Origin of the sequence: Caldibacillus thermoamylovorans (assembly GCF_000751775.1) — a bacterium.
Classification (GTDB): Bacteria; Bacillota; Bacilli; order Bacillales; family Caldibacillaceae; genus Caldifermentibacillus; species Caldifermentibacillus hisashii.
Map to the genome: position 1 here is coordinate 1 of NZ_CCRF01000007.1, position 13,648 is coordinate 13,648.

The following is a 13,648-nucleotide window of genomic DNA, read 5'->3' on the forward strand; positions in this document are numbered from 1 at the left end:
TTAAAAGATAAGGATAGTATAAATTTTTCAATTTCTACTTTCCTAACGCATAAGTGCACAAGGAAAGCTTCACGGGAATACATCGCAGCCGAAAAAATTTTATATTTTTTCGGTGACTAGAGAAACTTTGATAGCATTACCTCGCAAGCGAAAATGTTTTTTCGCTGAACTACGGCTCTTTGGTTGTCTAAAGGCTCGGACGCCCGAGTTTTCTTTAAAAGATAAGAAAGTATAAAATTTCGTCACATCCACAGAGCTCACACTGTGGTATTTTTAATATATGGAGAAAAATATTTTGAAACAAATCTTATTTGATGAACATCAACATTGGGAAGCCTTCAAAAAGAAATATGGAGCGAGAATCCGTCCCATCGTCATCAAGGAGGTTGAGAAGTTTCGGGATTGTGGGAACTTAAAGAATGGATTCAAACTCTTTGTCTGTGAAGGATGCAACCACACGCATTTGGTTCCCTTTCGATGCAAAGGACGCTTTTGTACAACATGCTCGGTAGGGGAGAGCGAAGAATGGAGTAGATTGTTAACTGAAGAGGCACTTCAAGTAAACCATCGCCATGTTATTTTTACAATTGATGAAGGCTTGAGGGATATTTTTCTATGGCATCGTGAGCTTCTTAAACCATTAATGGATGAAGCCGCAAAGTTAATTACTGACTATTTTCAGAAAAAAGCTAAGGTAACCCCAGGTATTATCGCTGGTTTACATACATTTGGCTTAAAGATAGTTTTAACCCTCATGTACATATGATGGTAACAATGGGTGGAATCACAAAGAAGGGAGAGTGGAAAGGTTACGATTATATACCGTTTCCCATGTTGCGTAAACAATGGCAGACCGTTGTTTTGAAGTTTATTCGACGCTACTTAAAAAAAGAGGAAAAGAAACGGATCCAATCACGATTACAAAAGGCTTTTTCCAGAAACGGAGAAGGCTTCTATGTGTATGCCCCAAAACAAAGGGGGAAATTAAAGGAACAGTTGCGGTATATTGGCCGTTATATTCGTCGACCAGCGATTGGAATGAATCGTATTGAGGAATATGATGGTCAATTTGTGACCTTCAAATATATCGATAAAAAAGATGGGAAAGAAAAGCATGAAGTAGTCACGGTGGAAGAGTTTATTAGCCGCTTGATTCGTCATATTCCAGATGAACAGTTTAAAACCATTCGTTACTATGGCATGTATTCGAGGAGAAGTAAAAAGATAAGCAAAAAGCTATTAACAACATGGCAAAAACAAATGCGTAAATGGGTAGTAAAAGTACAGAAAGTCCTACATCGTCAAACATGGAGAGAACGAATCATCGCTAGTGGCGAAAAGGATCCGATGATTTGCCCCCACTGTGGAAATTATAATGAGTATATGGGAGAAGTATGCCTTGAGGACGGGAAATTAAGTGTTAAAATTGCTTTATCAAGGGATGCGAGAATTTATATGGAAAGGATGATTGACCATATCACAGGGTACAAGCAAGAAACGAAAAAAAGGAAAGAAGAAAAAACGAGGGATCGAACATATTCGCCCCAAGAAACAGTTCGTCAACTATCATTGTTTGATGTGTCATGAAGAAGAAAAAATTCCATATGAGGTAGTAAGAGAAATGGATCTAATGGATGGCGGTGATCCGATAACTCCTCCAAGATTTCAATGTGAAAAATGTAATGGCGTGATGGTTCCAGAATACTATAAAGGGATATATGGAACGGAATATAAATTAACGGATTATCTGTAAACATCAGCGAAGAGAAAAGGACCGGGCGTACTTTGCCCGGTTTTTCTTATGCCTAAAAAGAGCCTGTGACCACATTTTGACCACGAGAATTTTTCTGACCACTTCTGATCACGGTTTAACTAAATTCAATCCTTATTATACATGTCGTACAAGGAAAATTGAATCGAATTGCTACACTGCAAAATTACTTAGAGCCTGCACCAGTTATAATTAAAGCGAAATAGATGTTAAATGGGAAGTAATGCTATAATGAATCAAAGGCAACCTTTCTTTTAGGCGGGATAAAAACTGCACCTCTTGTTAATGAAAAGGACAATGAAGGTGCAGTTTTAGCATTTTAGCCTAAATCATGTCCCGTAACAAAAATATACCCAACTAGGAAAATATTTAACACAATAATAATCACTGTTACAATCCATGCTAGTATGGTGACCCATTTACTGTTTACAAATTCGCCCATTTTTTCTTTGTTACTTGTAAATAGTACTAATGGAACAATGGCAAATGGAAGTTGTAAGCTTAAAATAACTTGACTCCATAGTAGTAAGTCTCCGGTTCCTTTCTCTCCTGCAATCCACGTAACAATAAAAGCAGGAATGACTGCAATAAATCGAGTAATTAATCTTCTTAACCAAGGGGAAATTCGTAAATGGATGAATCCTTCCATTACAATTTGCCCAGTTAATGTTCCGGTAATTGTCGAGTTTTGGCCAGATGCTAATAGTGCTACAGCAAATAATGTGCTCGCAATACCGATACCTAATGTAGGACTAAGCAATTCATATGCGGCTTCGATTTCAGAAACATTTAGTCCTGTACCATAAAATGCAGCTGTACCAAGAATTAAAATAGCTGAGTTAATAAAAAATGCAATTGTAAGCGAAAAGGTTGAGTCTAAGACGGAAAATTTAAGTGCTTCCCTTTTACCTTCTGTTGTACGTTTATATTGCCTTGTTTGTACAATAGATGAATGTAAATATAAGTTATGGGGCATTACGGTAGCACCGAGAATTCCGAGTGAAATAAATAACATATCAGGATTCGTAACAATTTCTGCTTTTGGTAAATAACCGCTGAAAAGTGCAGAAACATTTGGATGAGAAACGACCACCTCAAAAGCAAAGACGCCTAAAATCATAATCATTAGTACGATGACAATGGACTCGATTATTCGAAATCCTTTTTTCTGTAGTAATAATAACAAAATAACATCTAGCGTCGTAATCACAATCCCGATTAATAAAGGAATTTTAAACAATAAATTAAGAGCGATTGCGGAACCAATAACTTCTGCCAAGTCTGTTGCAATAATGGCAAGTTCAGTTAATAACCAAAGAATAATTGCCGTTTTTGCACTGGTAGCTTCCCGTGTAGCTTGTGCTAAATCTCTTCCGGTTACAATTCCGAGTTTAGCTGCAAGAGACTGTAGTAACATTGCTGCTAAGTTAGCAATTAAAATAACGAATAATAATGTATAGCCAAATCGAGCACCACCTGCAATCGACGTTGCCCAGTTACCTGGATCAACATACCCAACAGCAACGAGTGACCCTGGTCCGGCAAATGCAAAAAATTTCTTCCAAAACCCTGCATGTTCTGGAACACGTACAGAATTATTTACTTCCTCTAAACTAATATGTGAACTTTTTTGAATCCATGGATGGAGCTTTTTTTGTTGTACATGGGCACTCATTTTTCCCACCTCTCAATAGTATGACTTAATATAATTAAGTTGCGTTAGGGCAATATTGAAGCAAAAATAAAAGTTGCGTTTCAATGTGCAACAGGAATAACAAGTTTACTCTAATAAAGTTATTAATATTATCTACTTGATTATAATAAATCTAATCTGCATTTTTTACAAGTTTTTTATTTTAGTCTTTTTTATAAAAAAATACCAACCTTAACTAGATCACACCCCAAAATCTAGTCTAAACGGGGGCCTTTGGAGTGGAGGAAAAAAGAATTATCTAGGCAGGAGAAAATACGGTGGAAAGACTATAAAGGCTGCCTTAAAAATTTACTAAGGCGTTCCCTTTTGAATCACAAAAATTGAAATCGCAATAAAAATAAGGTACGATATTGCAACGATTTCCGCACCTTATTTTTTGTTGATTTATCAATGTTTTTGACATAAAGGATTTAATTTATATGAAATAAGGGAACATTCTAAAGAAAAGGCTCTGTTAAAGTTAGCTGTTGATATAACCTAAAAATAAGGGGTTGTGCAGAAAATGAAAATCCGTAAAAAATGTGATGATTAAGAATGTTGATATACCAAGGTTTTGAAACATGAAAAGGGGGATCCAGAAGTCAAAAATATGCCTTTCTGGACAGCTACTTATTTTCTATTGGTTAAAAAACTCACTTACTGTTTCCTCAGACTTTAGGTGTTCCTGTATCAGTTTCTTTAAGTCTTGTTCATTTTCAAATCCATCCAACTTATTGTTGTACCATTCTTGTATTTTCTCCCTTGTTACGGAGAATTCTTTGTCTGGAAATTTGAAAGTAATCCAATCTACATTTTTGATTAAAGCAAAAAGAAATGTAGAGTTAGTTATAACAGTTTCCTTCATTTCTTTATCTATACTGTTCGTATCAATATCTTTGTACTCCAAAATAATTCCATATGGTTCTTTCTTGGTTTCAAGTGAAATTTGATTTAACTCATTGTTGTATGTCAATTCATTTACAATATTTCCAACTGTACTGTTGTCACCCACATACGAATTCTTATATTGAAACAAATCTGTTTTCGATTCAGCACTTTGACTACAACTAGTCAATAACATCATTAGCGATAACAATGAAATAATACGAATGGTAATTCGCTTCACTATTACACCTCCTTTCATCTAATAATTTCCATCTAATTTTATCATATTCAACAAAACCGCTCCTAATAATTACTTATTTTAATTTGTTCGGTTTAGAGATACAAAAGGTTGGTTATCAAGGTCAAGTTTTACCGGTCCTTGTCGCTTCATGGGTGTTGGCGAAACTTGAACTTTCATTAAAAAAACGGATACCGGATGCCTTTCAGCTGTTATTAGTTGCTCCCATTGCGCTTTTAGTCACCGGATTCATTTCCTTTATCGTCATTGGCCCGGTTACATTTGCCATTGCAAAAGGAATTACATCAGCTGTTGTAGCAATCTTTAAAGCCGCACCGATTTTGGGCGGATTAATATACGGTGGTCTTTATGCACCCCTTGTCATTACAGGGATGCACCATACGTTCTTAGCAGTGGATTTACAACTAATTGGGAGTACCGGAACGACTTTCTTATGGCCGATGGTGGCATTGTCAAATATTGCCCAAGGTTCAGCAGCTCTTGCCATGTTCTTTGTTTTAAAAGAAGAAAAACTAAAAAGCTTATCGGCAACAACTGCTGTATCTGCTTACTTAGGTATCACTGAACCGGCTATGTTTGGTGTAAACTTACGCTATCGTTTTGCATTTATCTCCGCAATTATTGGTTCAGCTCTGGCCGGTGCATTTATTACATTACAGGATGTCCAAGCTCCATCGGTAGGTGTCGGAGGATTACCGGCATTCTTATCAATTTTACCGGGAAGTTGGGGTTCATTCTTTATCGGCATGGCGATTGTCATTATCGTACCTTTTGCCCTAACCTTGTTTTTTGGTAAAGTTCGCAAAGCTCAATGATGAAATAATCAATAGAAGTTTCGATTTGCCGAAATCAGTAAAGTACATTGCGGGTTAATTGGAAATTTATGGAATCATAACCATAGACACACGAGTTTATTTATCCAAGAATAACAAATTACCTGCATGTACGAGTTTGTTTTGACGATTCCATTCAGCTTTCGGTAAAATAAATATAAGTAATGAGCTAACGTTCATAGTGCGTTAGCTTTTTTTATACGTTAAAAATGTATAAATTTCCAGCAAAGAAGTGAATTCGACGTAGTGGGAAATTTTACGAATTAAGTATAAGCGCAACTACAGCTCTGCCGTCGCCTGAAGGCTCGGCAGTAGCTGAGTTTTCTTTACAAGAATAGCGGTGATAAACATGTATGAAAACAAATATTTATCGATATATGAAGAGTTAGTTGAAAAAATTCAAAGCGGACAGCTAAAGCCGAGTACAAAGTTACCGTCTGAAAATGAACTCGTAAAAGAATATGCGACTTCCCGGGAAACGGTTCGCAAAGCCTTAACAATGCTTTCCCAAAACGGCTACATTCAAAAAATTAGGGGAAAAGGTTCGTATGTACTGGATGTCAGTAAGTATGACTTTCCGATTTCCGGGCTGGTCAGTTTTAAAGAATTGGCGCAAAAAATGGGTAAACCTTGGGGTACAATCGTAAATGAATTTGCGCTCATTTCACCGGATAGTCAATTGCAAAAACAGCTCAATGTAACGGAAAAAGACCCGGTATGGAAGGTCATTCGTACGCGTGTCATGGATGGTGAAAAGATTATATTGGATAAGGACTTTTTTAACAAAAAATATGTTCCTATTTTAACAAAGGAAATTTGCGAAGGGTCGATTTATGAATATTTAGAGCAAGATTTAGGATTAAAAATCAGTTTTGCTAAAAAGGAGTTTTTTGTAGACGAAACAACAGCGGAAGACCGAATGTTTTTGGATTTACAGGATGACAAACATATTGTTGTTGTAAAAAACTATGTGTACTTAGATAATGCCAACTTATTTCAATACACGGAGTCACGACATCGACTGGATAAGTTTCGCTTTGTTGATTTTGCACGGAGAGGCCATTGATCGACCGAAAATGAACAGTAAGGAAACTTGGTGAGGCACGACGCATTTAGCCAAAGTAGCATTTCCCATTACATGCGGTTTTAGTCAACTGCAACCCTTTTGGTATAAAAGATTGGTAATTTCCCCCATCCGTACCATAAGTTCTATGGTGATTCCCCGATTCATCGTGTAAACAATATAACAAAGGGGGAATGACACTTGGACATCGAAACGAATATAGATACGTCGTTTTTGACAAGACGCAGAGAAAGACAGATTAAGTTTGAACGTAGCGTTTTACGGGAATTATCGCTTGCTATATTAAAAAAGAGTGTACAAAATTATTTTGCCGGATTGCTTACAAACAGTGGACTGCTCTTTGATCAAGTGATTGAAGAGGGGTGTTATGATGTGGCACTTGAAGTATATTTGTTGGGAAGCAGTTACAGCCGCTTAGGATATTACGGAAAGCCGATTGAAGAAGTAAAAGCCTCTTCTCTTGAAGAAAGAAGGAATTTCTCGAAAGCGTTGCAGGATTTTATCGCTTATTGGGGAGCAAAGCTTGATGAACAAAATGAGGAAAGATTAGAAAGTCAATGTGATGCTTTTGTTGATCATTGGTTTATGGAAGGATTTGTGAAAGGGAAAATGAAGTATAAAATGCGGCTTCATTAGGTTCCAACTTGCAAATTGATGTTCTAATCCCTTGCTCTTGTCCATATAATGTATGTGACAGGCAAGGGGGAATATTATGAAGAAAAAATGGGTATTCATCAGTATATTATCGGTAGCCATTGGTTTTTTCATTTATCTTATACAAGAACGGTTTTTGGAGCGAAATGCATGGGATGCTTGGAACCTCCCTTTGACAGGCAAAATTATTTATATTGACCCCGGACATGGTGGCGTAGATGGGGGAGCGGAAAATGGAGAAGCAGTCGAAAAAGATATTGCTTTATCGATTTCAAAGATGCTACGGGACTATTTGCAACAACAAGGTGCGCTCGTGCTAATGACCCGGGAGAAGGATATTGACCTTGCTGATGAAGATACAAAGGGATTGAGCAGGAGAAAAACCGAAGACTTGCATCGCCGTGTGGAATTAATCAATGAATCGAAAGCGGACTATTTTATAAGCATTCACCTGAACTCGATTCCGTCATCAAGATGGTACGGTGCCCAAACCTTTTATCATGAAAAATATATTGAAAATAAAATTGCTGCTGAGATGATTCAAGAAAGGCTACGGGAAAATTTAGATACAAAACGAGAGGCGAAATCCATCAGTCATGTTTATTTAATGAAAAAAGCAAAAAAACCGGGTGTCCTAGTTGAAGTAGGTTTCCTGTCAAATCCGGCAGAACGGGAAAAATTATTATCGGAAGAATATCAAGAAAAAGTAGCAGCATCGATTTATGAAGGAATTATTCGTTATTTTACTGAGGAAAGAGAACATAAAGTAAAAATGGAAAAAGAAAAAGAGGACGATTAAATAATGAAAACAGGGGAGCCTTTGGCGAGAAGAGAGCCGTCGTAAGCGAAAAAACATTTTCGCTGACGAGGTAATGCTACCGAAGCCTCTCTTGTCACCGAGAAAATATAAAATTTTTTCGGCTGCGGTGTTTTCCCGCGAAGCTTTCCTTGTTCATCGAAAACGAAAATTTTTTTCGGCTGTTATCTATTCCTTTGATGCTTTCTTTGAGCGCTGTTACTTAAAACTTAAAATTACCTGCAACAAGCAAATTCAAGTATCCTTGCTGGAAATTTATAACTTTACGTAACAATAGCCCTTTGTCAATTGCAAAGGGTTTCTCTATTTGTGTGATTTAGCTTATAATAGAAGGGACAACTTGTTAAAAAGGGTGGCGAAGAGATGCTTTCAGAAAATCAAGTCAGAGAACTATTGGAAAAGATGGAAGATCCATTTTTACATAAGACATTAAAAGAAACAAATGGCATTGTTGAAATTAAGATAAAAGAAGAAAAGCAACATGTCAGTGTCAAGTTGGCGATTGCAAAAACCGGAACCGGGGAGCAAATTCAACTGCAATCAAATGTGGTTAAAGCACTTAAAGATGCCGGGTTTGCAACAGTTGGTTTGCGCTTTACTCAATTGCCGGATGAGGTCATTGAAAAATTATATCCGGAAGCAGGGGAAAATATCGGTTTAGCCCCGAGCAAAAATACGACGGTCATTGCTATTGCCAGTGGAAAAGGCGGCGTCGGAAAATCAACCGTTTCGGTCAACTTGGCGGTCTCACTGGCCAGACTAGGCAAAAAAGTCGGGTTGATTGATGCAGATATTTACGGTTTCAGTGTTCCGGATATGATGGGAATCATTGACCGACCGGTAGTTCGCGGGGATAAAATTATTCCGGTCGATCGATTTGGTGTTAAAGTCATTTCCATGGCCTTTTTCGTTGAAGATAATGCACCGGTTATTTGGCGCGGTCCGATGCTTGGAAAAATGTTGACGAGTTTCTTCAAAGAGGTTGAGTGGGGGGAGGATTTCGATTATTTACTGCTTGACTTACCTCCGGGAACGGGTGACGTGGCCCTTGATGTTCACCAAATGTTACCGACTTGTAAAGAAATCATTGTAACGACCCCGCACCCGACAGCAGCCTTTGTTGCAGCAAGAGCGGGTGCGATGGCTATTACAACGAACCATGATGTCATTGGTGTCATTGAGAACATGTCCTACTTTGAAAGTCAGAAAACCGGAGAAAAAGAATATATTTTCGGTCACGGTGGAGGCGAAAAATTAGCAGAAGAATTAAAGGTACCTTTACTTGGAAAGATTCCTCTTGGTCAACCTGACTGGAGTGACGAGGAATTTGCGCCATCCGTTTATCAAATAAAGCATCCGATTGGGAAAATTTATTTTAAAATTGCAGAAAAAATTATCGATTTACTTGAGAATAATAAATAGCTAAAAAGGCTGAACAATTCAGATGTTCAGCCTTTTACCTGATCATAACGGCGGTCTGGAAACCCGCCAAGTTTTTTGCTTAATGAGACAGGTCCGATGGGTTCAACTAAATCCATGGTAAATCAAAAATGCACACAGAAAGATGAGTGCCCACATGTGTCCGATTGGTTCAATAAATAATTCGCGGGGGAAATGACCCGCGGATTAAAAATTCAGTAGATCCTTTATTTTTTTCCTTCTTTTGCGGCCTTCTGTAAAATTTCCTGGATTTTTGCCTGGTATTCAGGACTTTCGAATGTCTCGGATATGACGCTTTTCAAATGTTTTCGGTATTCATTACTTTTTAAGAGATCCGCCAGTTCTTTTTCTAATTCCGGATCATGTAAAACTTCAATTAATTTAGACCGATATTCCGGATCGTTTAACAAGCTTTTTAATACCGCTTGATTTTCTTCTGCCATGCTATCAGCAAATGCCTTGGAAAATTCCGGATCTTTAAAGGCAGATTTCCAAAATTCTTTTCCATCATCCGATAATAATGTTGTTTTTATTGCATCATTCACAGCAGTGTTATCCATGACAAGTTGTGATTTAAATGGTTCCTCTGCTAATACGTCTTTTAACGCTTTTTTCCCATCATCGGTTTTTAAAATATCAACAACCATCTTTTTGGTTTGGTCATAATCCAATTCTTCTGCACCCTGAGCTTGCGTTGAGCATCCGGCCAATATGAAAAAACAAACAAATAGGAGCGGAATAATTTGCTTCTTATACATATTTGTAGCTCCTTTCATTCTTTTTCTATTCATTAGAATGTTGATTTTCCTAATAAAATATACTTAAGGAGAAAGGGTAGATTTTTCATGATTTGGTTGATAAAATAAGGTTACAAATTATTTTAGAAAAATTAAAAATTAACGGGGCATTTAGTTGAACAAGGGGGCAAGTTTATGAATTCAAGAAATTGGGTTCGATTTTTTATACATACGTTACTATTAGGTGGAGTTATTACCATTTTTACCGGTTTTGCGGTCCAGTGGGAAAAATATAAACCGCTTTTCCTTGATTTTGACATATTGGAAATTATTTCAATAGCAATCTGGCTTTTGGGAGTTGGCTTCATTTTTAGTGTAATCAGTCAGATGGGGTATTTTGCCTACTTAACTATTCACCGGTTTGGATTAGGTTTTTTTCGATCGCTGTGGAATCCGGTCCAGCTCGTTGTGATTGCCTTTGTATTATTTGATTTTATTTACTTTCGTTATAAAGAGTTTGCCGGTGAAAATGAAAGTATCTGGCCTTATTTATTGGTAGCATTATTCTTATTACTAATCGGAATTGTTATCGCTTACTTAAAGGCGAAACAGTCGGATAAGCACGCTTTTGTTCCCGGGTTATTTTTCATGGTTTGTGTTACTATTATCGAATGGGTACCTGTGCTAAGGGTAAACAATCATGATTGGCTCTATTTAATGCTTTATCCTTTATTAATTTGTAATGCCTATCAACTGTTAATGCTGCCCAAGTATATTGAGCGTTCAAAAGTAGAAAGACCGGTAATAAGAAAAGAACAACAAATGACCGTGCATAAATAGCATGGAAGGCTGCGGTGGATGTGGTTAATTGAATTATGGGTGAATCTGGCGTTGGGGGTAACGGAATTTACTTGTTAGGGTTAAATAGCCTAAAGTCGCAAACATGTATAAGGAGCTGCAGGAAATGATATATATCTATCCGAGCAGCTCTTACTAATTTTTTGTTTAAAACGCCGGCATTTTCGGATATCACAACAGGTGCTTATTCCATGACTTCAATTCTTTTGGTGTAAAATAGGAACGTTTTCGAAATAACCGATGTTTATTCCATTCAAATTTTTTTGTTTTTAACATGAGCGATTGTGTGGATAATTAGCAAGAACTCATATCATCAGTCAAATTCTTTTTTTAAAAATAACCGATGCACTGGAAAATAAACAGCAACAAGTACCTAGTTCATCATTCAATTTCCTTAGTATTTGCATTCCCTTCAATTAACATATCCGATACAGTTGTTAATGATAAATGTTTATTTTTTAGCAAATTAATGATTTCCGGTAAAGCAACGGCAGTCTGTTTTGCAGAATCTGATGCATGGAATAAAATGATGTCTCCCTTTTTGGCTTGAGATACATTCTCGACAATTTTCGTTACACCCGGGTTTTTCCAATCCTTTGAATCAATACTCCAATGGACAACAGAGTACCCAAGTTGATCAGCAATTTTAACAAAACGGCTGTCAAAATGACCGGATGGTGCACGTACCAATTTTTTATGTTTTACATTCAATTTTTTCATTGCTTCTTCTGCTTTTAAAAGATCTTGTCGAATTTTAACGTCTTCAATATCATCATATTCCAAATAATCATAGCCTAATAAACCAATATCATAACCTGCTTTGACGATTTTTTCCACTATATTCGGGTGTTGTTCTGCCCAAGATCCGGACAAGAAAAAAGTTGCCGATTTTACATTATTCTCCACCAAAAGGTCAATAATTGGTTCCGCCTTTGTATTTCCCCAACTAATATTGAAGGTCAATGCCACACCGGTTTTTCCTTTATATATTGCCTTTGGCCCATCCGAAGTAGAAAACACACCAAAGGAGAAGTTTTGAATATAGAGAAACCAGGCAGAGACAAATGATGTAAGAATGATGATGGTCAACTGTTTTAATTTTTTCCCATTCAGGACAAAAAAATAATTCATAAGGCACCCTCCTAACTTGTCTACTCAAAAGTATGCTTGGACAAAAAGAATTATGTCAGGGAAGGATAAATTCCTTATTCTTTATAAAAAGTAATATGGGAATATCATAAAATCATGAAAAGGGCAAATAATAACAAGTACAAATAATATTAACTGATGAGGTGGATTATGATTGGACTGCTAGTAAATCATAAGGAAGTAGAGGAACTTATGTATATGTTAAAAAGGGAGATGGACGAAATATTATTTGATTTTTCCGATGAACGGATTAACCATGTTGTAAAGAGAGGAATGGAGGAAAGGTATCATATTTTATTTTCTTTATTTAAAAGAATTGCCCCACCGAATGAATGTATACCATATATTCGAAAAGCAACATATAATACAAAATCAGAATCAGGCAAGGTAAGTAAAAAAATTCAATATGATATTCAAAACTAGAAAGTTGTCACATCTTAGTCTGTATTCGGGGAAAAATCGAAATATGTGGAGACACATCGACGTATAAAAAATGACCATATATGTGTTGTTAAACGTGGCTCTAGAAAAACAAGCTGAGAATATTTGTAGACTTGTTTGTACCCTTTAGGATAGAGATAATCGACATGCGAAAAAGCGAAAATATTCATAAGCAAAAATGTGGATAAGACAACGAAATATTTATCGAAAACTGGCTAAATAAGACTGGTAAGTACCAAAAATGAAGCAACTTTTATCAAAAATGGAATACATTATTTTTATGAAGGATACTTCGGTCAACACCTAAGCCCGGTTTTCATAGGAACTAACGTTTAAAGTACAAGATATGATTTTAAATGCAAATAATAGATTGTTCAGTATAAAAATTTCGTAAAACCTTTTATTGCTAATCAGGGGATGCTAAACGGAATATGTTGATTTCATTTATGGCAATTTATGGGTGAAAAGCTTGAATATAAGTGAACGTGATTCTCATAAAGAAATTAAAAATTCAGGTGTAGGGATAATTAGCATTTTCTTGCAAATTCTTGCCATTTATACCGAAGTTTATGGCCTGAGCTTTGATACAAAAAGCCTCTATCGTTCAAACAACCCCTAATTTTAATCTGGAAAAATTGGTACATTGTAAGTATATAATTGAAGTTAAACAATTTCATGTGATTTCAATAATTAAATGTACATTTTTGATTGTATAAGGATTGTATACCTGTCATTATAATGAAGCGATTTATGGACTGTTGATAGGGTTATACTGTTGAAATGAAAATGATTTAATTTCGTTTATTTATATGTCAGGTTTTTATGGATCCTTCAAATAGATGACCTGTATTATAGATCGTAAAAGCTTTAGCAAAAAATTGTTGACATAGTTAGTATTAGGTGGTATATTATAAAAGTCGCCCGATATAATACGGCATATGAATTAAATAATTATTCGGGTGAAAATAAAAACTGTTGACATAGTTATTGATAGATGATAAAATAATTATTGTCGCTAAAAATTGAA

The 13,648-nt window shown here is 36.2% G+C and carries 11 protein-coding genes and 2 pseudogenes; 9 read left to right on the forward strand and 4 right to left on the reverse strand.

The features are described from left to right. Positions 1–280 precede the first annotated feature (280 nt). Both BT1A1_RS19605 and BT1A1_RS19400 read left to right on the forward strand, forming a co-directional pair. Positions 281–1,587, forward strand: a pseudogene (locus tag BT1A1_RS19605) (IS91 family transposase). A 34-nt stretch (positions 1,588–1,621) separates the two neighbouring features. Continuing rightward, positions 1,622–1,753 carry a hypothetical protein gene (locus BT1A1_RS19400; protein ID WP_255654926.1) on the forward strand — a complete coding sequence of 44 codons (132 nt, stop codon included), beginning with the start codon at positions 1,622–1,624 and terminating at the stop codon, positions 1,751–1,753. Positions 1,754–2,090: 337 nt separating this feature from the next. Here BT1A1_RS19400 and BT1A1_RS00820 read toward each other — a convergent pair whose 3' ends face one another. Together BT1A1_RS00820 and BT1A1_RS00825 are read right to left on the reverse strand one after the other, a co-directional pair. Further along, positions 2,091–3,446, reverse strand: coding sequence for an Nramp family divalent metal transporter (locus BT1A1_RS00820; protein WP_034767113.1), 1,356 nt, complete (start codon positions 3,444–3,446; stop codon positions 2,091–2,093). Positions 3,447–4,101: 655 nt separating this feature from the next. After that, the gene (locus BT1A1_RS00825; protein ID WP_034767115.1) at positions 4,102–4,590 is read right to left on the reverse strand and encodes a DUF4825 domain-containing protein; all 489 of its coding nucleotides are present in this window, start codon (positions 4,588–4,590) and stop codon (positions 4,102–4,104) included. 68 nt (positions 4,591–4,658) lie between these two features. Here BT1A1_RS00825 and BT1A1_RS00830 point away from each other — a divergent pair. The 5 genes and pseudogenes from BT1A1_RS00830 to BT1A1_RS00850 form a co-directional block, all read left to right on the forward strand. Then, positions 4,659–5,423: pseudogene (locus tag BT1A1_RS00830) on the forward strand (PTS transporter subunit EIIC); the annotation flags it as partial. A 367-nt stretch (positions 5,424–5,790) separates the two neighbouring features. Then, positions 5,791–6,507 (forward strand): trehalose operon repressor, encoded by a 717-nt coding sequence (treR, locus tag BT1A1_RS00835; protein ID WP_034767118.1) that lies wholly within the window; start codon positions 5,791–5,793, stop codon positions 6,505–6,507. Positions 6,508–6,705: 198 nt separating this feature from the next. Continuing rightward, complete coding sequence (locus BT1A1_RS00840) at positions 6,706–7,161, forward strand: DUF2521 family protein (protein WP_051988941.1); 456 nt, start codon at positions 6,706–6,708, stop codon at positions 7,159–7,161. Positions 7,162–7,237: 76 nt separating this feature from the next. Further along, positions 7,238–7,978 carry an N-acetylmuramoyl-L-alanine amidase CwlD gene (gene cwlD / locus BT1A1_RS00845; RefSeq protein ID WP_034767120.1) on the forward strand — a complete coding sequence of 247 codons (741 nt, stop codon included), beginning with the start codon at positions 7,238–7,240 and terminating at the stop codon, positions 7,976–7,978. Positions 7,979–8,359: 381 nt separating this feature from the next. Then, positions 8,360–9,418: an Mrp/NBP35 family ATP-binding protein gene (locus tag BT1A1_RS00850; protein WP_034767121.1), complete on the forward strand. Its 1,059-nt coding sequence runs from the start codon at positions 8,360–8,362 to the stop codon at positions 9,416–9,418. Between the two features lie 224 nt (positions 9,419–9,642). On the opposite strand, the gene gerD is transcribed toward BT1A1_RS00850, so the two are convergent. Next, entirely contained in the window at positions 9,643–10,194 is a 552-nt protein-coding gene (gene gerD / locus BT1A1_RS00855) for a spore germination lipoprotein GerD (RefSeq protein ID WP_034767122.1), read from the reverse strand. A 174-nt stretch (positions 10,195–10,368) separates the two neighbouring features. On the opposite strand from gerD, the gene BT1A1_RS00860 reads away from it, so the two are divergent. Then, positions 10,369–11,013: a KinB-signaling pathway activation protein gene (locus BT1A1_RS00860; RefSeq protein ID WP_034767123.1), complete on the forward strand. Its 645-nt coding sequence runs from the start codon at positions 10,369–10,371 to the stop codon at positions 11,011–11,013. Between the two features lie 399 nt (positions 11,014–11,412). On the opposite strand, the gene pdaB is transcribed toward BT1A1_RS00860, so the two are convergent. Further along, positions 11,413–12,162 carry a polysaccharide deacetylase family sporulation protein PdaB gene (pdaB, locus tag BT1A1_RS00865; protein ID WP_034767124.1) on the reverse strand — a complete coding sequence of 250 codons (750 nt, stop codon included), beginning with the start codon at positions 12,160–12,162 and terminating at the stop codon, positions 11,413–11,415. Positions 12,163–12,330: 168 nt separating this feature from the next. Between pdaB and BT1A1_RS00870 the strand changes: the two genes are divergently transcribed. Then, a complete protein-coding gene (locus BT1A1_RS00870) occupies positions 12,331–12,603 on the forward strand; it encodes a hypothetical protein (protein WP_051988942.1) in 273 nt (90 codons plus the stop codon). Positions 12,604–13,648 lie beyond the last annotated feature (1,045 nt).